The 22586-nt window shown below is 39.1% G+C and carries 17 protein-coding genes; 10 read left to right on the top strand and 7 right to left on the bottom strand.

Going from position 1 to position 22586, the window contains the following annotated elements:
• Positions 1-11: 11 nt before the first annotated feature.
• The 5 genes from DBR40_RS16785 to DBR40_RS16765 all read right to left on the bottom strand — a co-directional run bounded on the left by DBR40_RS16785 (position 12) and on the right by DBR40_RS16765 (position 6945).
• Positions 12-1142, bottom strand: a complete 1131-nt coding sequence (locus DBR40_RS16785) for a glycosyltransferase family 4 protein (RefSeq protein WP_124560886.1) — start codon at positions 1140-1142, stop codon at positions 12-14.
• On the bottom strand, positions 1132-2919 hold the full coding sequence (gene asnB / locus DBR40_RS16780) for an asparagine synthase (glutamine-hydrolyzing) (RefSeq protein ID WP_124560885.1): 1788 nt from the start codon (positions 2917-2919) through the stop codon (positions 1132-1134). The genes DBR40_RS16785 and asnB overlap by 11 nt, the downstream gene beginning before the upstream one ends.
• Positions 2920-3107: 188 nt before the next feature.
• Positions 3108-3611, bottom strand: coding sequence for a UpxY family transcription antiterminator (locus DBR40_RS16775; protein WP_124560884.1), 504 nt, complete (start codon positions 3609-3611; stop codon positions 3108-3110).
• Positions 3612-3718: 107 nt separating this feature from the next.
• On the bottom strand, positions 3719-6124 hold the full coding sequence (locus DBR40_RS16770; protein ID WP_124560883.1) for a GumC family protein: 2406 nt from the start codon (positions 6122-6124) through the stop codon (positions 3719-3721).
• A complete protein-coding gene (locus DBR40_RS16765) occupies positions 6124-6945 on the bottom strand; it encodes a polysaccharide biosynthesis/export family protein (RefSeq protein WP_124560882.1) in 822 nt (273 codons plus the stop codon). The genes DBR40_RS16770 and DBR40_RS16765 overlap by 1 nt, the downstream gene beginning before the upstream one ends.
• Positions 6946-8165: 1220 nt before the next feature.
• Between DBR40_RS16765 and DBR40_RS16760 the strand changes: the two genes are divergently transcribed.
• The 6 genes from DBR40_RS16760 to gap all read left to right on the top strand — a co-directional run bounded on the left by DBR40_RS16760 (position 8166) and on the right by gap (position 13582).
• Positions 8166-8480, top strand: a complete 315-nt coding sequence (locus tag DBR40_RS16760) for a hypothetical protein (RefSeq protein ID WP_124560881.1) — start codon at positions 8166-8168, stop codon at positions 8478-8480.
• 927 nt (positions 8481-9407) lie between these two features.
• Complete coding sequence (locus DBR40_RS16755) at positions 9408-9839, top strand: hypothetical protein (protein ID WP_124560880.1); 432 nt, start codon at positions 9408-9410, stop codon at positions 9837-9839.
• Positions 9840-9961: 122 nt separating this feature from the next.
• A complete protein-coding gene (locus DBR40_RS16750; protein WP_124560879.1) occupies positions 9962-10387 on the top strand; it encodes a hypothetical protein in 426 nt (141 codons plus the stop codon).
• A 108-nt stretch (positions 10388-10495) separates the two neighbouring features.
• The gene (locus tag DBR40_RS16745; RefSeq protein WP_124560878.1) at positions 10496-11236 is read left to right on the top strand and encodes a glycosyltransferase family 2 protein; all 741 of its coding nucleotides are present in this window, start codon (positions 10496-10498) and stop codon (positions 11234-11236) included.
• A 156-nt stretch (positions 11237-11392) separates the two neighbouring features.
• Positions 11393-12472: an MraY family glycosyltransferase gene (locus DBR40_RS16740; protein WP_233603917.1), complete on the top strand. Its 1080-nt coding sequence runs from the start codon at positions 11393-11395 to the stop codon at positions 12470-12472.
• A 114-nt stretch (positions 12473-12586) separates the two neighbouring features.
• The gene (gene gap / locus DBR40_RS16735; protein ID WP_124560877.1) at positions 12587-13582 is read left to right on the top strand and encodes a type I glyceraldehyde-3-phosphate dehydrogenase; all 996 of its coding nucleotides are present in this window, start codon (positions 12587-12589) and stop codon (positions 13580-13582) included.
• A gap of 96 nt (positions 13583-13678) precedes the next feature.
• Here the strand turns inward: gap and DBR40_RS16730 are convergent, their stop codons facing one another.
• Positions 13679-14065, bottom strand: coding sequence for a hypothetical protein (locus DBR40_RS16730; protein WP_124560876.1), 387 nt, complete (start codon positions 14063-14065; stop codon positions 13679-13681).
• A gap of 196 nt (positions 14066-14261) precedes the next feature.
• Here DBR40_RS16730 and DBR40_RS16725 point away from each other — a divergent pair, with 196 nt between their 5' ends.
• The 4 genes from DBR40_RS16725 (at position 14262) to DBR40_RS16710 (ending at position 20349) form a co-directional block, all read left to right on the top strand.
• A complete protein-coding gene (locus DBR40_RS16725) occupies positions 14262-15659 on the top strand; it encodes a sulfatase (RefSeq protein WP_233603916.1) in 1398 nt (465 codons plus the stop codon).
• 206 nt (positions 15660-15865) lie between these two features.
• Positions 15866-16306, top strand: coding sequence for a GNAT family N-acetyltransferase (locus DBR40_RS16720; protein ID WP_124560875.1), 441 nt, complete (start codon positions 15866-15868; stop codon positions 16304-16306).
• A 2-nt stretch (positions 16307-16308) separates the two neighbouring features.
• On the top strand, positions 16309-17502 hold the full coding sequence (locus tag DBR40_RS16715) for a phosphoglycerate kinase (RefSeq protein ID WP_124560874.1): 1194 nt from the start codon (positions 16309-16311) through the stop codon (positions 17500-17502).
• 504 nt (positions 17503-18006) lie between these two features.
• Positions 18007-20349 (top strand): glycosyl hydrolase family 95 catalytic domain-containing protein, encoded by a 2343-nt coding sequence (locus DBR40_RS16710; RefSeq protein ID WP_233603915.1) that lies wholly within the window; start codon positions 18007-18009, stop codon positions 20347-20349.
• A gap of 650 nt (positions 20350-20999) precedes the next feature.
• On the opposite strand, the gene DBR40_RS16705 is transcribed toward DBR40_RS16710, so the two are convergent.
• Positions 21000-22577: a SusD/RagB family nutrient-binding outer membrane lipoprotein gene (locus DBR40_RS16705; RefSeq protein WP_124560872.1), complete on the bottom strand. Its 1578-nt coding sequence runs from the start codon at positions 22575-22577 to the stop codon at positions 21000-21002.
• Between the last annotated feature and the right edge of the window lie 9 nt (positions 22578-22586).

The raw sequence follows: 22586 nt of genomic DNA, 5'->3' as shown, positions 1-22586 counted from the left end.
CGCAATTACATTTAATTAATCGTAGTGTTTATAATGGTATTCTTGAATGATTGGAGATAGTTAGCATATCCAAATGCATGGATACATTTTTCCTGAAGATTTTTTTTCTCTTGTTGCGTCTGAGCATGCCCGAGAAGTGGAGATATACTGGCTAATATCTCCTGTTGATCATCGGGATCAACAAGTACACCCAATGCTCCCCCGCGAAGTGCATCTACACTGCCATCTTTATTGCCTGCAATTACCCTCAGGCCGCTTGCAAGGGCTTCGATAAATACAATACCAAAACCTTCTTTTTTACTGGGGAGTATAAAAAGATCAGATAATAAAAAGTGTTCAGTAAGTTCGGCTTCGTCAATAAAGCCGATCATTTTGATGTGATTTTGAAGATTATTTTTGCTAATTAAATCATCCAATCGTTTCTTTTCTACTGCATCCCATTTGCCCGCTAATAGATAAACCAGATTTGGATAGCTTTCCAGTAATTTCGGTAATAATTCAATGGTATGGTCGTATCCTTTATATTTTTCCGAAGAAGATAAGCGGGAGAGAGAGAACAAAATTAAATGTTTATTGCTTAAATGATATCGGTCTAACAAATTTTGTGGTTTTTCAAACTCGGTCGACAGGTGATAGAAAGGATCGAGGCAATTGTTTAATACTTCAATTCGCTCGGTTGGAATATGATGCATATCCATTACTTTCTGTGCAGTAAATTCACTTACACAAATAATTTTGTCAAGTTGGTTCAGCATTTTTAGCTTGGCATCCGATAATTTCTTCCAGATTTCGATGCCATGGGCCAACAGGTAAATTTTTTTATGAGGGTGTATTTTTTTAATGAAGTAAACATTATTAATGAGATGGATGTGGCTCAGTATAATCACATCAGTTTTTAATCCAGCTAAAAAAGATTGAATTACAAAACGTTCCTTCTTTCCTTCAAACCCTCTGAACTGGTTTTTGCTCAAGTACCTCGAATCGCGGTCTGTATTTTTATCATACATCGAATACACTGTCGACTGTACTATTCCTTCTTCACTTAAATCGTATAAAACTCGACTCAAACTGCGGCATACCTTCTCAATTCCACCAGTTAAACTAAATGTTTTTAGCGTTAAAAATAAAACTTTAACTGGCATGGTAGGTTCTGTATAAGGCCAATGCTGAGCTCCAGTGTAATTTATTATCGCCAAAGTTTTGCATTAGCGATTTTGCTCTTTTATTGCTGTAACGGGATGAATCGGCAATATCACTATTTTTTCTCATCCACTCCTGAAAAGGGAAAGTAAAGCCCATTTTTGACCTTTTCCAGGTTTCAATCGGTAAATCTTCCTTGTAAGCCTCAACCAGTAATTTCTTTTTCTGTTCGTAACTAAACTTGATTTCGTTAGAGATAGAAAGCACCAGCTTAACAAAGTTGATGTCGAGAAATGGCACACGGACTTCAACACCATGGCTCATGCTCATAAAATCGGTATCCTTTAACAACTGGTTTTGCATATACATGTTAAACTCAAACCAGCTTGCCCGTGTTTCGTTACTTGTTTTTTTAATTCCGGGTTGAATTGGGATTTCCTCCAGGCAATCGATAACAGTTTTCATATCAATGTCTAACAAATCGGCAATCACATCGGGCGAATAAACGCCCCTCAAACAAAGGTATTCACCAATAGGGGAGTTAAGGCTAAGGTAATACAAACGTTTAAACTTGGTATTGTTAGAGAAACGCATACTCCTTAAAACACTTTTGCTTAACCAGTTTAAATTCTGTATTTTATGGATACGATCAAAAGAGGGGTAGCCACCAAAAAGCTCGTCGGCACCTAAACCCGATAATACTACTTTTATACCATTTTCTTTGGCCGCCTTGCACACAAACCAGGTATTAATCCCATCATTGGTGGGCTGGTCCATACTGCTTAAAACAGTTTCGAAATTTTGCACAAAATCGCGGTAGGTAATTAAACGTTCAATTTTATGTGCATCTATTTTTTGTAATAAACCGCTGCGTTGCTTCTGCTCAGAAAAATCTATTTCGTTAAAATTGGCCGAAATGCAGGATAGCTTTTTGCTATCGAACTGGTTGGCCAAAATGGTAATGATACTGGAATCTAGCCCGCCGCTAAATAACACGGCAATATCCACATCCGAAATCATTTGTTGTCTGATCGAGTTACTGAGTTGCTCGCGGATTTGCTCAACAGCATAATCTTCATTGCGGATATGAGCAGTATGCTCAAACTCGTGATAAGATTGAACGAAATGCTTGGCATTTCTGATGTTGTACTTCAGGAATGAGCCTTTACCCAAACTGCAAACGTCTTTTATGGTGGTATAAGGCTCTGGTATATGTCCGAATGCCAGATAATAAATTCTCCAGTTGCTGTTTTCCTGGTAAATACCGGCATGTTTAAAGGCCTTAACCTCCGAAGCAAAGGTTAGCGTTTCTTTATCAAAGTGGTAATATAAAGGTTTAATACCGTTTTGATCCCTAACCAGGTAGATACATTGCTGCCGTTTATCAAAAATGCAAAAGGCGAAAATGCCATCCAGCTTACCAAATGCAGCTTCCCGCCAGTGTTGATAAGCATATAATATTACCTCTGTATCGGTTTGTGTTTTAAATATATAGCCTAGGTTAATAAGCTCGGTACGGATTTGCTTGTAATTATAAATCTCGCCGTTATAAGTAATTACAATATCCTCTTTGTGGCTTACCATGGGCTGATGTCCACTGCTGCTAAGGTCTAAAATGGCTAAGCGGCGGTTGCCTAAGCATATCGATTCCCTTTCAGCTTGATAAATGCCATGATCATCCGGGCCACCATGTTGCATACTATCACACATGGCCTTTACTTGCTCACTAACTTTTTCTAAAGAATTTTTGCTATTAATAATGCCCGCTATGCGACACATAACTTTTTACTTGATCAATTTGGGGCTATCTAATCCAGTCCAGATACAGCTTCGCCCCCTCAGTCACATTTTATATTTTAAAATGACTGATTATTTTGTTTTTATGAATGAAGCTGAGCATCAAAGCTTCAGCGGTTTTTTGCTAAATGTTATTTATTCCCCCATCATCCCTCTCACATCATCCATCCTTAAATCGGTTCTACAAATGCTACCGAGGTATTAATGTTGATAGCATACCCCATATTTTGTAAACGCAATACAATACGTTGTTTATTTTGTATCGATACCAGTTCTGCAATTATCCCTTTAAATGGGCCAGCTTTAATCAATACCCTTTCACCAGGTTTAATATCATAGTCAATTACCTCCAGATCGGCATCGGTGGCCAGTAAAAGCTTCAGATCGTTAATTTGTTGATCAGGGATGGGTGCGATTTGGCCGGAGAAATAAATAAATCTCGCAATGCCATTGGTCATCAATACTTCAGCATATTCTTTAGCCGAAATATACACAAACAGATAAGATTTGATTAAAGGCTCTTCTACTATTTTTTTACGGTCGCTCCATTGTTTAACCGTCTTTTTAAGCGGTAGATAAGCTAAAATGGCCTTCCGGTTCAATTCATCGTAAGCCTTTTTTTCTGCCCTCGAACGCGTATAAACCGGATACCATCTATAATTTTGATCTATCATTTACCCTTATCCATTATTACCGAAACTGCAATTAAGCCCCATCATCCATTTTCCCTCTTCCATCCTCCCAACAGTTAACCGATTTGAACAATTAACCAGTTAACCATCTAACCGTTCTTCTTCCAAAACTCCCACCAGCTGCGTTCATCATCATAATATCCGCTCTTACCATAACCGGTATAATTAGAGTAATAATAAGTGCCGGTATTGCTGTGCGCGTAATTGGTAGTATAAATGTTGGCGTGTAATTTTTCATCGCCGAAAGAGTTTAAAATAATGGCAATGTTATTCAGTCCATATTCCTTTGATAAACGGTCAGGAATGGTTGCTGCCCTGAATTTAGATACGCCAGAGCGAATAATAAACAGGTTAATATCAGCCTTTCTAATCAATGGAACTGAATCCGAAACCAATCCAACTGGTGCCGTATCAATAATAATGTATTCGTATGTCTCCCTTAATTTTTCGATTAGCGTGGCCATCGCTTTATGGTGCAAAAGTTCTGAAGGGTTGGGCGGTACAGGACCTGAAGTAATGTAATCAATGTTGTGCCTTTCGTCTGTAAATATAATATCGCTTAAACCAGCCTGATTAGACAAATAACTACTCAACCCAATTTTATTGTTAGAACCAAAGGCGTGGTGCAACTTCGATTTGCGTAAATCTGCCGCAATTAAAATCACCTTTTTGTCTATGATAGATAAGGTTCCGGCCAGGTTCAAACTCACAAACGATTTTCCTTCTCCCGAAACTTCTGAAGTGATACAGATTACTTTCGTATCCTGATCACTAGCCATAAAGCTCAGGTTGGTCCTAACAGACCTGACTGATTCTGCAAATATAGATTTTGGCCTTTCGATGGAGAGTACACTCTCGCCAAGCTCAACTTTTTTAGGGTATTTTAAAATTACCCCAATAATGGGGGTAGCAGTCAGGCCTTCAATCGTCTCGATATCGTATAGGTAAGGATTAAGTATCCTAACCAACAAAATTAAACCAAGGCCCGAAAATAGCCCCATAAACAGATAAGAAGAGTAAATTTTCTTCGGAACAGGAGAGATGGGAAAAAATGAAGGTTGCGCCGCACTAATAATCGTTGCTCCCGAAATTACCGCTGCCGAGCTAATCTGGGCAGAAAGTTTGCGCTCAAATAACATCGAAAACATACGCTGGTTAATATCAAAATTGCTTTGCAACTTGGCAAAATCGTTTTGCTTGGCAGGTATGCCACCCAAAGCCTGGTTGGCCTGGCCAATTTGTCCGTTAATAAAATTAATGGTCTTTTGGTTACGCTCATGCAATAGCCTGATATTGGTTACAATAGCTTGCTTAACTTCGTTAATTTGGCGGTTAATGTCCTGGATGGGTTGCGCATCAGCATTAAAATTTTGTAGTTTACTCTCCCTGTTTATAATCAAACCGTTAAGCTGGCTAATTAAGCCGGTTAAAAGGGTACTGTTGGTACCCTCCAGGTTCAGGTTAAGCTGTATGCGGTCTTTATTGTTTTTAACCTGGCTTTCTAACTGCTGTATGCCCAGTTCCTGCAATTGTAATTCTGCAATCTGGTTTTGCAGGTTAGAAAGTTTAGAATTACTGAGTTGCTTGTCTGTATTGGGATCGATAAGCTTATTGTTACTTTGAAAACTCGACAGTTTATTGCCCGATTTGTTAACTTGTTCATCCAAAAAGGCAATCTGGCTATCTAAATAATCGATCGTTTGTTTGGCCGATCTCTTCTTTAGTGTGGCATCGTTCTTTACATACTGTTTAATAATTTCATTCAACACATCGGCCGAAAATACAGGGTTACTATCGGTATGCGTAACCCCCATAATATTGGTATTTTTTTCCTGTTCAAAAACATTTAATCCTCCGGCTGCTCTGCCATAAAGATCGCGTATGCCGTTAAATTTAAAACTGTAGTTACCCGTTGCCGGGATTTCAGTTTTAACCGTAAATACCATGTTGCCGGCATTTATAGCCTGCCCATACTGGTACTTTTGGGTACTTTTGTGGTTGTCTTCGCTGCTCGAAAGTTCAAACCTTCGGCTATCAATGGGCTTTACGGCATAAGTAGCCCTGCTGAAATTAACCGAATCCTGCGTCAAAATATCAACCTGAAAAGGTTGCTTAGGGTAAAGTTCGGTTACACGTACCCTGCCTTCCAGGTAATAGCTGATTTTATAGTCTAGATTCTTTAATGCATTTAAAATCACATCTTCCGAGCGCATGATAATGCCTTCAGTTTGGATCTGGTTCTGGTTAAAAGGCCGGTAATTTATCGGTGCATTTGGAAGCGACATCTGTTGCTGCTGGTCTCCATCCAGCTTTAACGATGCCGAAGTAATATAAATAGGGGTAATGCTCCTTACGTAAAGCCAGGCCAATACAAAGCTAATCAGCACTGTTCCGGCAACCCAGTACCACCTGCTTAAAAAAATCAAGACAATTTTCCAGTAGTTAATCGTCTGACTGGCTAATTTTCTATTTTCGATGGGTGTAGAATTATCCATTAGCGCGTAAGGGTAAAGATTAACACAGCCAGATTCACAACTACAAGCAAGGGCTGTACAACATTGTTAATGCTGGTTAGTTTTTCGCTAAGCGCCGAACTCTTGGTTTGCTGTAGCACAATAATATCATTGTTTTGAAGAATCAGCTTTTTGCTGGCCAGACTATTAATGTCGTTCAGGTTAACATAGATAATTTCCGGGTGACTCCTGTCGCCACGGATAATTTTAAGCGTTTTCGGGTCTGCTGTTTTATTAATGCCACCAGCCTCGCCAATAATATCAATTAAGGTGGTGTTTTCGCGTTCCAGTAAAAAATTACCTTGCCGGCCAAATTCACCCAATAAAGTTACTTTAAGGTTGATTACGCTTAACTCAATAATCGGATCGCGTAACAGTTGTTTGGCGTATAAATCCTGTATTTTAATGGCTGCCTCTCTGCGGCTCAACCCCAACACTTCTACTTTACCGATAGCTGGAAGATTAACTTTACCATCAATATCCACAGGATAGGAAAGTACATTATTTATATTACCGGATGCTATATTCTGATTATTGCTGGTGGTACTACCAGCCTGCGACGAAGAAGCACCAAACTCCTTATTCTGTACATTTCTAACAGCCAATTGATCGTTAACCTTTATTTTATAATAGGCATCGCTAATACCCTGATCATTTACCACATATACCTGTTTAATGGTATCGGTAACAATATCACTTGGGGCATTAAATAGACTACGCTCCTTTCTGGCTGCACAACTGGCAAAAATGGCACAAACAGATAAAATACAAAGGAATTTTAAAATTGCTTTTGTCAGAATCATAATCTTGAAACGGGATGAGTAGTGATTGCCATAAGCAATACACTTAAAATATGGGTTAAAGATGCTTAAAAAAAAATTAAATAGGAAAGCATGTGCCGCTAAATCTGTTCAGCGTTTAACTAAAAAGCTTTTGCTCTTTTTAATGTCAATATCGCTGTGTGTAATTAACCTGTCTCATTAACAGGTGTTTTACTGGAATAATAGTTTCAAAATACCAGGTAAAAATAGAGTTGACATAGTCAAATCCTCTTTTTTACATTGATAATAATCAACCTGAAAGCGTGTTGTTGTATGTTTATAGCTACGTTTTTGAGTTAGGTTTGCTCATATCTTATAGCCATGATAAAGCGCTCAACCTTATTATTATGTTTTTTAACATTTGGAATCTTTCAGGCTTTAGCCGATACGGGTTGTGCTTACAACGGGAATGTGTATACCAGGTCACCATATTTCAATAATATTTTCGATTTTAATATATATTGGTCGGTTCCGTTGCAGGATAATTGTCCCCTTGGTTCACTTCAAACAACCCAATATGCAAATATTTCTATTATCTCTGGAACTACTTGCAACGTTGGCTTTTTTCAGGCAGGAGTCGAAGTTACTTATCAGGTCGATTTTTGTCCTCTGGATGATTTGATTTGGATAATGATATTCCCAGCATGCTTTTGGAGTTATAGAATTGCCAGAGATAGAAAAACAACTTCTTTACTTAATTAACCTAATTACTATTTTTATTCAGATTAGTGGCCTAGGATCATGTTTTATTAAAGGTTACGGGTGGCTCAGGCGATGGCTACTGAATATGCGTTACTTTTCAACAAGCCCTACAGATTGCCCAATAGACGGCTATGTTCCTTTATTGCTTATTTGCTTTTCTTTCTTATCTGTTTTTTGGATAAGGAATAGAGTAGATGTTGCGATAATATAATTGGCATCCAGAATTAATTGTTACAATTTATTGGATTTAAATAGCTTCTCTGTATATAGGATATATAGTGTTGATTTTAAGTATTTTTTAATTAGTTGTTTGTGCTTGGTACTACTTATATTTAGTTTGTAAAATATCATTTTTGTAGTGTTTTGTTTGCATTTAAGTATTCTTTAATTTATTATAATGATCTTTGTGCTGTATGGTGGCAAAGGTGTTTAAGGTTCTAATCTCGCTTTCTTTTTTAATTTCTATTTCTAATGCATGTTTAGCACAAACGGGTTGCTTAGTGCTTAATTTCGATACCTATAGTAAGGTATTTAATAACCACGAAACTACAACGCAGTTTTATACGGGAAACGGAAATAACTTTGTTTGGTGGGAAGGTGTATGTGGGCCACATACTTATATCGCCACTTCGGGACCTTCCTTAGGTACCTGCACACTAAATGGATCAACCAGAACAGGAGAAATCTATGCCATTTCTGATACTTTTGCTGCTCCATGTGGTGTGCCACTGGATGATTATACTATTTTGATATTATTCTGTGCAGCACTTTTAGGATATTATCTCATAACAAAACAATGGCTAGTCAAGTTATAACTTGAAATAAGCCAGAGCGCACTATATCATGAAATTTATTTAAGACTGGCTGTTTAATCTGCAATTCGTCTTTAATATGATATTCTCCAATATCCATTTTGAAAACATTTTCTGAGCTAATGGGATACTAAAGGATAATTCAAATTATTTTGTTATTGACTTTAATCAAACGTTTGCGTTGAGCCTAACCTAGGCTTCAGTTAGCTATTTGTGCACTTAAATGGTATAGGCATAGTTTTATTCGTTTTCTTTAAAATCTCTATTGTCATATTAATCTGGATTTACACTTTGTTCATTTTGTTCGTTGTTCAAAATATTTAATTTTGTAGTTGTAATTAGACTGCTTTTTTGATTTTTTGTTAAACTTCATTTTTTCAACTAGGCTTATTTATTTAATGTTATAGTTTGTTATTTTTTGAAAAAGGTTGTTTTTGCATTTGTTTTTTTTGTCTGTTCCCTCAATTCATTTGCTGGAGATCCCGGACCCAATTATGCATGTTGGGAATATGGGAATAATAATTTCTACACGCATTATTGGAAAGATGATACTTACTCAAATTGGGGCTCAACCCAATATCACTATTATGATAACGCTTCGGGGGTAATTATAGGTACTTATAACAATTCTCCTAATTGTGGTGAAATTAATCCAAATAATCCTGGTGGAGTTATTGTATGGTCTCAGGGTGGAGGGAGTTGCTTTATTAATATAAACGGTAGTATATATCAGGGTAATTTGGGTACTATAGATTATAGTAATTATAATCAATGTAATGTACCTCTTGATGATTCAATTATTTACTTATTAACAGTCGCTACCATATTTGGGTTCGGAGCGATACGGTTAAATTATTTCCGTTTTAGCTAATTTTTCTAAAACTAGCCTCTACTTTTTTCCGTATATGGCTCCATTAAACCAAGCATTTAATGGTAAAGTATCTCCTGGCTATTTTCATAGCCTGTTTTATAATTTGTTCTTGTAAAGCCCAAACAGGTTGCCGTACCGGTGATTATATTTATATCACTGCAAATGGTACCTATAATGATGGTGGTTCTACAATAATTAAGTACAATTCTACAGATAGGATCGCGAAAAGAAATTATGCAGAAGATCCCGTGTGCGGTATAGATAGAAACACTGCTGATGGCTATCCCATTGTACCAGGCACACCTACAAACCCCGATTCAAAGTGTGTATCAGATATTAATCTCACTGATGAAGGGAAATTGGTTTATTATAATAATGCCGACAACACCTGTGTTTCTGTACCAATTGATAGATATATTCATGTGCTTTTAGTTTTGGCAGGTATTATAGGTGGTTATTATATTTCGAAGTTTAGCATAATTTTATGTTAAATATTTATTCCTTCTAGTTGTGGGGCTGTTCGTGTCATATAGTGGCTTTTAATGAACAAAACGAACGATAAATTTTATTGCTTCGATGGCTAGGTTTGTGATGTACTCTCACACAACCAGGCATGAAGTTTTTATTAATAATAGTAGTCATTATATCTATATGTACTTCGAGAAGAGTATTTGCTGCAGAGGGGTGTCTTGTTGGTAGCACAGTTTATCCTGATTTTGCTGGATATAATTCTGTGAGTCTTATCCCACTCGCATTAGGAACAAAAACTTTTTATGTAACATCTCCATACTCAACAATAGAGCAGACCTGTCCGGGGTGGGTTAACATAAACAGTAGTGGAGGGACTTGTTTATACGGAAGTCCAACCTTAGGGCTTGTACTGGGTGGATATCAGGTAACTGTATGCGTAGCATGTCCAACAGGTACTTTAGTGGATTATACCTATATAAACTGCAACCTAGACGATCATTCCTGGCTTTTCGGTGCTGCCGCTGGGCTCTTCGGCATATTCATCATTCGAAAAAGGACCAAGCCTTAAACCATATGCTTGCAGGCATAAATCAGTGCTGCGTATAACAGCTTAATTTTTATCTTTACCCAGTCTTCAGCTTATGATTAAAATAGGCCGAAAACTTACTGGTAAAACATGAAAATATCCCTCATTACGGTAGTTTACAATGGCGAAACATTTTTACAGGAGTGTTTTAACTCCGTTTGGGGCCAAACTTACCCCGATGTAGAGTATTTAGTAATAGATGGCGGATCCAAAGACAAAACGCTTGGCATAATAGCCAAAAACCAGGCGCGTATCAATTATTTCGTTTCAGAAAAAGATCATGGACTATACGATGCCATTAACAAAGGGATAGAAAAATCTACCGGCGATATTATTGGTATTTTAAACGCTGATGATATGTTCTCTAGCCCTGATGTACTAACTGCTGTGGCTAAAACCTTTCAAAGCCAGCCTGAAATAGATGGCCTGTATGGCGATTTAAATTATATACACCCGGCTAGCGGCAAAATTGTGCGGAAATGGAAATCACGAAATACCACTTTTAAAGATTTGCAGCAGGGATGGATGCCTGCCCACCCAACACTTTACATAAAGAAAGCATTATTCGAAAAACATGGGGGCTATGCTTTAGATCTGGGCACTACTGCAGATTACGATTTAATGTTGAGGTTGCTTTACACGCATCAAATTAAGACTGCATATTTGCCTATGTTAATGGTTAATATGCGCGTTGGAGGGTTGAGTAACAAGTCAGTATATAGCCGCTGGTTGGCCATGGTCAACGATTATAAATCGCTCAGAAGAAATAAATTACCATATCCGTTTTGGGTATTGTTAAAGAAAAAGTTAAGTAAGCTAAAACAGTTTTAAAAAATAAAATGCCGATTTAAGAGATTAAATTAAGTTGAAATAGACGATTCATATACGTTTTCATTGAAAAGGGTTGATTAATGTCATATTAATATTGAATCAGTTAGTGTGATTAATCCTACAATTTTTATATATTTGTTAACAATCCATCCCGCTTTGTTTAACGATATACTGCATTCGAACCCAACCTATTTTTATGGCGCCATATTTATTCTGGCCTTTTCTGCTGTAATTTTAAGTGTACCCAGTGTAATATACACCTCGTTAAAATATGGCTTATTCGATAAGAATGACCTATACCGCAAAAACCACAAACGAAATATTTCTCGACTCGGAGGCCTTGCCATAGTAGGTAGTTTCACCGTTAGCATTTTGCTTTTTTCATCCATTATTAATTTTAAAGAAGCTAATTTTGTAATTGCATCCTGTATTATTCTTGCGGCGTTGGGTTTAAAAGATGATGTGTACGGTACCAATACCAGTACCAAGTTTATTTTACAGATTGTAGTAGCTTTTATTCTGGTGTTTTTCGGTGCATTCAGGTTAACAAGTTTGTATGGTGTGCTTAATATTGGCGATATGCCACCCCTATGGGGAAGCCTGTTCTCTATTGCCCTGATTATTTTTTTAAATAATGCTTTTAATTTAATAGATGGTATTGACGGGTTGGCCGGTGGCATAGGGATATTAGCCAGTTTGGTTTTTGGTATTTTGTTCGCCAGCATGGGGCAAATTCCTTATGCTTTTATAGCCTTTGCGCTGGCAGGAGCTATTGGAGGTTTTCTAAAATATAACTGGTTTCCTGCCAAAATTTTTATGGGCGATACCGGCGCTCTGATTATCGGACTAATTTCTGCAGCGCTGGCAATCAAATTCATTGAGCTTAATAAGTTCACTGGTAAAAACCATCCGGCCTTTTATTCTGCACCAGCCATTGCGGTAGCCATATTAATTGTGCCTATATTCGATTCGTTAAGGGTATTTTGTATTCGTATTTTAAAGGGAACTTCGCCCTTTAAAGGAGATCGCAACCACATTCACCACCGTTTAGAAAGGCTTGGCTTAAAACCAAACTGGATAGTGCTTGCTTCATTAGCGCTCAATGTGGTTATTCTGGTGGCTACCATCTCGCTGCAGCGATTGGGTAATTTCGTGTTAATTTTTCTTATTATAGGCATCTGCGCGATCTTTAACGGAGTACTTTCGCTTAGTTTACATAGAAAGTCAAAAGGCTAATAGTTCCGTAGCTATCGTCTAAAACGCCCTTTCATCATTCCATTTCCATCTTATCATATCACGCTATTCAATTCATAAATTAATACTAATTTTGCGCTCTAATTTTTTAATAACATGAGGCTGGCAATAAATGGTTTTGGTAGAATAGGAAGAACATTTTTACGTTTGGCGTTAGCCGAAGGCTTTGAGGTAGTAGCAATTAACGATCTGGCAGATGCCAAAACAATGGCGCACCTGTTTAAATATGATACCGTTCATGGCGTTTTTGCAGGTAACGTTTCAGCTAAACCCGATGCCTTGGTAATCGACACGCTTTCTATTCCTGTTTTTGCAATGAAGGATGCCGATGAGTTGCCATGGTCGGCATTAAGGGTCGATTTGGTTGTTGATTGTACCGGTAGGAATTTAACCCGTACACTCGCCCAAAAACACATTGCTTCAGGTGCTAAACAAGTATTGATTTCTGCTCCGGCAGCCGACGATATCCCAATGGTGGTGTTAGGTGTTAATGATGATCAGATTGATTTGAGTAGCAAAATACTTTCTAACGCAAGTTGTACGACCAATAACATTGCGCCCATGATCAAAATCCTGAACGATAACTGGGGAGTAGAAGAGGGTTACATTACTACAATCCACTCTATGACCGGAGATCAAAACCTGCACGACGCCAACCACAAGGATTTAAGAAGGGCGAGAGCCGCCTCATCTTCTATCATTCCTACTACAACAGGTGCAGCTAAAGCCATTACCCATATTTTTCCCGAACTGGATGGCCGTTTGGGAGGTGCAGGAATCAGGGTTCCGGTTTTAAACGGGTCGCTTACCGATTTTACTTGTCTTTTAAAGAAGAAAACTAGCATTACGGAAATTAATACAGCATTTAAAAATGCTGCCGATAACGAGCTTAAGGGTTTAGTCCAATATACCGAAGATCCGATTGTTTCGATTGATATTATCGACAATCCCCATTCCTGCGTATTTGATTCGCTGCTTACCTCTATCGTTGGTGATATGGTTAAAGTGGTGGGCTGGTACGATAACGAATATGGCTACAGTAGCCGCTTAATTGATGTGGTTAAGAAAATAGATTTATTGCCGAAAGCCTGATTTAATGCACTTTTTGCTATTGTTACCTTCGGGTATTGCTGAACCGTTGATAAAGCATAGATAGAGCGTAGTTAGAGTATTGTTCCATCACTAAGCTTATCTGGCTGTCGATTTTAATGCCCAGTATACCAATACAGGCTGGAAAAACAGACGTACGAATCTTTTTGAATCCGTATTGAGCCCAAAAGCACTTCGCTGGTTTGTAAACTGGGAAATATTTCCCGGAAATACGGCTATAAACAGTCCGGCTGCAATTTTGCCTATAGCGCTTTGGTATCTTTTTGGGGCCAGCACCAATGCTGCACCCAGGCCAATTTCTACCAAACCAGAGTAAACCACGGTATCATCTTTTTTTAATGGTACCCAATCGGGCACCTGTGCCTGGAAAGGCTTCTGTGCAAAGGTTAAATGGCCAATTCCAGCCGTAATTAAACCTGAACCCAATAGTATTTTTGCTGCTTTTTTGATGTGTTTCTCTTTCACAACGCCATAAATTAGTTAACGGATAATATATACTCAACAACAGGCCTTGTAATCTGTTTTGATTTATGCGTATTATCATCAAATAGGTCGTAATTTCAATATATCCAATTAATTACATTGCTGTAAATGTTAAATCTATAATTTGGTAGTTTAGTTCCTACTATTAAATTTTGCTGCAGATAATTCTTTTTGACCAATGATGCCAACCCTGAACAGACGCTTTACCGATGTTGCAATTTTAACACTTGTATTTCTGGTCACGGCTTTTAATGTCAATGCACAACGAAAAAAAGAGAAAGAACGGCCGAACATCATCGTAATCTTAACCGACGATATGGGCTTTAGCGATGTAGGGGCCTTTGGGGGTAAATTTGTACCAACACCCAATATAGACCGTATCGCTACCAACGGTTTAAAGCTTAGCCAATATTACAGTGCAGCGCCAATATGTTCGCCATCGCGCGCAGGGATGCTCACTGGCATGTATCCGGGCAGGTGGAATTTTTGTACTTATCTTGATAATAAAAAGCACAATAAGGCTGCAGAACAAGCCGATTTTCTTGATCCAAAAGCGCCCAGCATAGCAAGGATTTTTAAAGAGGCAGGTTATGCGACCGGGCATTTTGGCAAATGGCACTTGGGTGGTGGTCGTGATGTTAAAAACGCACCAGGTTTTGAACAGTATGGCTACGATGCACATGCCAGCACCTACGAAAGCCCCGATCCCGACCCGGCAATTACAGCAACCAATTGGATCTGGTCTGATAAGGATAGCATTAAACGTTACGACCGGACTAAATATTTTGTAGATAAAACCCTTGCTTTTTTTAAAGCGCATCCAAACCAGCCTTGTTTTGTGAACCTTTGGCCCGATGATATGCATACACCCTGGGTGCCCAGAAAAGAAACCGAATATACCGGCCAATACCCAATGAACCCAGAAGAAGAAGCCGCTTTTAAGCTGGTGTTAAAAGAATACGATAAACAAATCGGCCGCCTTCTGGATGGTTTGAAAGCACTCGGTGCAGATCAAAATACCATTATAATTTTCACCAGTGATAATGGACCCTTGCCCAGTTTCAGGGGGAGCCGGGTAGAAGGCCTAAGAGGATCTAAACTCTCATTGTATGAAGGAGGTATCAGGATGCCTTTCCTCATCAGCTGGCCCGGGCACATTAATAAAGGTAAAACAGACGACCTTTCTTTAGTCACCGCTACAGATCTTTTACCCTCACTGGCCAAAATGGCTGGTATTAGCTTGCCTCTAAGTTATAAAGGAGATGGTATCGATCGGAGCCACGTTTTCATGGGGCAACCTTCATTAAGAAATAAAGAGATGTTTTGGGAATACGGTCGGAATGATATTGCCTATAAATATCCCCGCCCGGTTGATAAAAGCCCAAACCTGGCGATCAGGGAAGGAGAGTGGAAATTGCTGATGAACAGTAATGGTACCGACATGCAGTTGTACAATATCACTAAAGATAAAAAAGAGGCTCTTAACCTCGCCATAAGCGAACCTAAAATAGCCAGCCAGTTAAAAAATAAATTACTAAACTGGTGGAAAACTCTTCCAGTATTACGGGCCGATTAATGTCTGGAAGTTGAAAAAAATAACCTGGCTTCTGCCAATGTTAGCCTCATATTATTTTAATCACAAAAGGAATTGGCTACGAAAATGTTAAAACTTTATGGACGATATTATAACCGCGTTTCAATTGCTTTATTAACTTTGCAAACCTGTGCGGCGCAGCCTGTGGCAATATATGGGTAGTTCGCGCTAAATTGTTGCTAATAAATATGGTCAAATTTATTCTTCCCGAAGAAGTTCTGCCTTTAAGAAGCCTCGTTTTACGCAATGGCAAGCCATTACAAGAGTGTGTTTTTGAAGGCGATGATGCCTACGATACCTTTCATCTTGGTTTTTGGCTGGATGGGGAAATTAAGTCTGTAGCCACTTTTATGCACAACGATTTTTTCCCCGAAGAAGGCGAAGGATATCAGTTACGGGGTATGGCTACGCATCCCGATGAGGGAGGCAGGGGATATGGGGCTGCGCTGGTTAACTTTGCCATCAAGTATTTAAGAGAATATAATACCAGTTATCTGTGGTGTAACGCACGCTCTACGGCAGCAGCCTTTTACAAAAAAATTGGCTTCACCACCGAATCGCCAGAATTTGATATCCCGGGTATCGGTTTCCATTACGAAATGAAATTAAACTTAAATCAAAATAATTAAACATGAACACCATTGACCAGTTTGACTTTAAAGATAAAAAAGCATTAATCAGGGTAGATTTTAACGTGCCTTTGGATGATGAATTTAAAATTACCGACGACAAAAGGATCAGGGCTGCTTTACCAACCATTAGCAAAATATTAAAAGATGGTGGTGCAGTTATTTTAATGTCGCATTTAGGCCGTCCGAAAGACGGGCCTACTGATAAATTTTCTTTAAAACATATCCTTGCTGATCTTTCTGCTTTAACAGGTGTTGAGGTTAAGTTTGCTGATGATTGCATTGGCGAGAGTGCTGCTACTCAGGCTGCTGCTTTAAAATCAGGTGAGATTTTATTGTTAGAAAACTTGCGTTTCTATAAAGAAGAAGAAAAAGGTGATGTGGCCTTTGCCGAAAAATTATCAAAACTTGGCGATGTTTATGTAAATGATGCTTTTGGAACTGCACACCGTGCACACGCTTCAACATCGATTATTGCGCAGTTTTTCCCTGATGCAAAGTACTTCGGTTATTTAATGGCTTCTGAAGTAGAAAATGCTGAAAAAATCCTGAACCACGCCGAAAGACCTTTTACTGCCATTATGGGCGGAGCCAAAGTATCTGATAAAATTCTTTTAATCGAGAAATTGTTGGAGAAAGTAGATAACCTGATTATTGGTGGTGGTATGGCTTATACTTTCGCTAAAGCACAAGGTGGTGAAATTGGTACCTCTTTATTGGAGGCTGATAAACAAGAGCTTTCTTTAGAGCTAATTGAAAAAGCAAAAGCTAAAGGTGTAAACCTGATTTTGCCTGTCGATACCGTAATCGCAGATAAATTTGCAAACGATGCAGCTAAGAAAGATGTGGCTGCCGGAGAAATTCCTGCAGATTGGATGGGATTGGATATTGGACCAAAATCTGCTGAATTATTCCAGGAGGTGATTAAAAACTCTAAAACTTTATTGTGGAATGGCCCAATGGGTGTTTTCGAAATGGAAAGTTTCCAGGTAGGTACCAAAGCCGTTGCTGATGCGGTTGTGGCAGCAACTAAAGATAATGGCGCATTTTCATTAATCGGAGGTGGCGATTCGGCTGCGGCAATTGCTAAATTCGGTATGGAAGATGAAGTTAGCTATGTTTCTACAGGTGGCGGTGCTTTATTAGAGTATATGGAAGGGAAAGAATTGCCAGGTGTGAAAGCCATTAATGGATAATCCATACACAACAGTATAAATCAGGCCCTTGCAGATCAGTTTGCAAGGGCCTTGTTTTTTAACATATTGTTTGCTGAGGAATGATTAAGTCTGGCAATTTATTGGCACAGCCGAATAGGAAACACTTAAAAAAACTTAGATTTTAGACTACGCTTTATATACGTTAATTGTCGGGAATGAAGCATTTCTGCTTATTTCCAAAGAATTAGGAGCTGATTTTAGAAAGCGATATGGAGATATGACTGATAGCCTAATTTTGATGAACCCTTTTAAGAGATTGAAAGAAAATATTAACAGGCTATAATTTGTTTTTATGAAATTGTATCTAATTTGTACCTTGAATTTTGTAGCTATCTACTGATCAATGTCATTTTCTGTTTCGGGAAATGGCCGGATTCAGTAGGTAATAACAATCCTGATATTGCTGGTGGCAATATTATATTATCTTTTATTTTGTAACGAGAAAAAATGACACGAATCTCAGTCTTCCTTTTCACTATTCTTATGGGAATAGGGTTTGAAGGTTTTGCGCAAACCGGCAAAAACACATTATGGTATAAACAACCAGCAGCTAACTGGTATGAAGCGCTGCCATTAGGAAACGGTAGGTTGGGGGCTATGGTTTTCGGGAATCCAGAGCACGAAGTTTTGCAATTGAATGAAGAGAGCGTTTGGGCCGGTGCAAAAGTGAATGCCAATAATCCAAAAGCTCTGCAATACCTCCCGGAAATTCAAAAAGCCATTTTCGATAATAGGTTCAAGCAGGCAGATAGTTTATCCGGGTTGTATATGCTGGGAACACCAGCCCGCATTCGTTCCTATCAACCTTTGGGGAATTTAGAGATGGATTTTAAATGGGAGGCCAAACCAGAAAACTATACCCGTTCTTTAAATATCCAAACGGGAATGTCTACTACCGAGTATAGCATCAATGGAAATAAAATCCTTCAACAGGTTTTGGTATCGGCCCCGGATAATTGTATTTATTATCGAATTGCCGGTAATAAAAACGCTCTTATCAATACGGCCATTTCTTTGAGCAGGGAGAAAGATGTGGTCGTAAAAGCCTTTCCGGATGGCCATATAGAAATGCAAGGCCAGATTATCGATGAGGTGAATGCTAAAGGCGGAGGAAACGGACCCGCAGGGGCGCATATGAAATTTGCTGCTGAGGCCAGAGTGAAATTGAATAAGGGAACCTTTGAGGTGCAAGGGAATAAGTTGGTAGTCCATAATGCAGAGTCAATAGAAATTGTGTTGACAGGGGCAACCGATTATTTGTTGGCCAAGCTGGATTTCGATCGATCCATCAGTCCCATTGTATCCTGCAAAACTATTCTCAATAAGTTAAAGCAGACTAGTGGCGCTGAACTTATAAAGAGGCATATCTCCGAACACCGCGCAATGTTCGACCGGGTGAGTTTGGATTTTGGTACAGATTCGTTGGCAAACTATCCAACGGACCTACGTTTAAAGCGGATGAAAGAGGGAAAGACCGATAATGGATTGATCGCTTTGTATTTTCAATATGGGCGCTATTTATTGATGGGGTCCTCACGAAAACCAGGTGTATTGCCAGCCAATTTACAAGGTATCTGGAACAAAGACCTCGATGCACCCTGGAATTCCGATTTTCACACCAATATCAATTTACAAATGAACTATTGGCCGGCAGAAATTTGCAACCTTCCTGAAACAAGTGAAATACTGGCTAATTTCATCAGGCAAGTTTCTATTCCCGGATCGGTCACTGCAAAAGAAACTTATGGTACCAAGGGATGGACAATGCATCACCTTACCGATGTGTTTGGCCGGACGAGTGTTTGTGATGGTACATGGGGAATGACACCCACCAATGGAGCCTGGATTAGTTTTCCTGTTTATGAGCATTATCTGTTCACAGGCGATAAAGAGTACCTGCGAACTACCGCTTACCCGATGCTAAAAGGCGTGTGTGAATTTCTAATGGGCTTTCTCATTCCATCACCGGAAGGTTACCTGGTAACCAATCCTTCCACTTCACCTGAAAATAAGTTCAAAGTCCCCAATAGCAAGGAAACATCTACCCTTACTTATGCTGCCACAATTGATATTCAGACAGTGAATGCGGCTTTTGATTATTGTGCGGAGGCAGCGGCTGTACTGGGTGTAGATGCCGATTTTATTGCAACACTCAGGGCAGCACAGAAGAAGCTTCCTCCGGTAAAAATTGCCTCTGGTGGAAACATTCAGGAATGGATTAAGGATTATGAAGAAACTGAAATTGGTCATCGCCATATATCTCACCTGTTGGGTTTGTATCCATTGACTCAAATCAATCCCGAAACGCCGGAACTTTTTGAAGCGGCTAAAAAAACCATTGCCCGTCGTTTGTCTCAAAGGGGGGGCGGAACAGGTTGGAGCCGTGCGTGGATCATTAATTTTTATGCCCGTTTGCTTGATGGTGATAAAGCCTATGAAAGCCTTAATATATTATTGAGTAAATCTACACTCAACAATTTGTTTGATACGCATCCACCTTTTCAGATAGATGGAAATTTTGGAGGAACAGCAGGTATTGCGGAAATGCTTTTGCAAAGTACCAACGGTATCATCCGTTTATTGCCTGCCTTGCCCACTGCCATGCCTGATGGTCAAGTAAAAGGTCTTGTGGCCCGTGGAGGTTTTGAAGTTGGAATGGACTGGAAAAATGGAGGGTTGGTAAATGTAACCATCTTATCGAGACTGGGTAATTCTTTAAAGGTGAATTATAAAGGCAAAACTGTCGAATTGAAAACCGTTAAAGGCGGGAAGTACACCTTATCAAAAGAGTTGAATCTTATAAAAACTCCAGACAAGGGAAATTAATATGATGGTTAAAAAATAAAGCATAATTATTTCTAATTATAAACAAGGCCCTTGCAGATGAATATCATTTTGCAAGGGCCTTGTTTTTTACCCTATTGTTTGATAGGGCATGACCAAGTTTGGTGATTTATTGGTGCCTCGGAATACGAAACACTCAAAGCACTAGATTTTCGACTACGCTTTATGTACGTTAATTGTAGAGAACGAAGCATTTTTACTCATTTCGAAAGAATTAGTAACTGATTTTAGAAAACGATATGGAGATAGGGTTGCTTTATATTATGACTGATAGCCTAATTTTGATGAACTCGTTTAGGAGACTGAAAGAAAATATTAACATGTAATTTAAATTACAGTATTGAATAGAATACCGATTCTGCGGTACAGTATTTAAACGAGGCGAGTTGGGGGGGTATATGTTAGCTTTAGATTTATAAATGTGAAAGAAACTATTTCTGAACTAGATTCTCCAAAAGGATGAATGGGTTTCGATGTTGTGCTAACTGGTGTTCACGACAGCCAGTTTGGTGCTACTTATGGTTTTGGTAGGGTTGAGCATGCCTATCAATTAACGATGCCCTGAGTGAGACTTGCAAATAAAAATGGCCGCCTTTTTCCGGCAGCCATTTTGAATTAGCATCGAAAAGGGATTAAAAATTACTTGCAGTAGTGGTATCCCACCACAGGCGCGAAGCAATATCGTCTTTACCCGAGCTTAAAAAAGTAGCAGCTTCTGCAACAGCCGAAGCATTTCCGGTTCTTTCTGCAGGCACAAATACCAGTCGCTTAATCCACTGGTCGGCGGTTATTACACCCCAATCCGGACTACTGTCATTTTTAGCAACGTGTGGGATTTTTGGATAGCCTGTTCTTCTAAAATCTACCCAGGCCTCCAAGGTATTGGTAAATGTAGCCAGGTATTTTTGGGTAATAATTTTTTCCAGTTTCAATTCATTCGAATCACCTGCATTCCAGGCCACTGTAATGGTAGAAAGTGGTGTGAAATTATTCCGGCTATCTTTCGGATCGGTATAGCTGATGGGTTTGCTGGTTGCATCAGCCAGATAGGTATCAACACCTGCTGCACCCCAATCTGCAAATGAAAGGCGTACTCCATTTTCGTAATTTGTTTTAGCATCACCTGCATTTGCCCATCCCCTTAACGCAGCTTCGGCTTTTAAAAAGGCTACTTCCGCTGCGGTAAATCCTCTTCTGTTTTGCGCCGATTTGAAATCGGTGCTCACGGTAGAATAAGAAACCCGGTCATCTTTAGCATTGATGTAAGCGCCACCGCGAATACCTTTGTATTTGTAGGCTGGATGATCAGTTACTAAACTGGCATCACTTACTTCACTAAAATATTTGGCTATACGGCCATCTTTTAAACCTACCATAAACGATTCCATGTTTGCGCCCATCCGGGTATCGTTCCAGTCAAAGCAAATCATTGAAACAGGCATTACCTCACCATTTAACGAAATCAGGAAATTTTCCGCATTGGTGGTAATTAATCCAACAGGATCGGCCAGGGCTTTTTCTCCCTGTGTTTTAGCAATGGTAGGGCTAACTTTTACCAAACGCATAGCTAAACGCAGGCGTACTGAGTTAAGCAATTTTAACCACGAAGCGATGTTGCCTTTATAACTTGGGTCGAATTTGGTAAAGCCGGTGTAGGATGTGTTGGCTTTGAGATTGGTTTCAATCTGATCTAACTGCGTAAACAGGTTGTTGTATAAATCCGATTCTTTGTCGTATTTAATCGAACCTAAGCCCGCCGAACCGTAGTTTGAATAGATTACCGGACCATAAATAGCAGTTAATTTTGAGATGGCCAATACCCTAACCAATTTTGCCCAGTCGCCAAATAAGGGTAGTTTTTTCTCTTCAGCTAATTGTATTACCTGTTTTGAAGGCGACATTACACTGCCATATATACGATTCCAATAGGCATCAATCCAGCGCAGGTAATAAGTAGTGTTGTTTACATTGGCTACAAAAGGTGTTGGTGTACCCATATATCCCATCCAGTTATCATAACACAGATCCTCTTCAATCTGGTGTCCCATCAGGTTAAACATCATCCCTGAGAAAGAAGAACCAACCAGGTTGAAATCCTGCTCTAACATTTTATCTGATATCTGATTCGGATTGGTATTTATCTCTTCGAAATTCTTGGTGCAGGAGTTGAGTAGGATCAAAGCAAGCACCATTAAACATAATTTTTTCATTATTTAAGA

The organism is Pedobacter sp. KBW01, assembly GCF_003852395.1.
Classification (GTDB): domain Bacteria; phylum Bacteroidota; class Bacteroidia; order Sphingobacteriales; family Sphingobacteriaceae; genus Pedobacter.
This window is presented reverse-complemented; position numbering and strand designations above follow the sequence as displayed.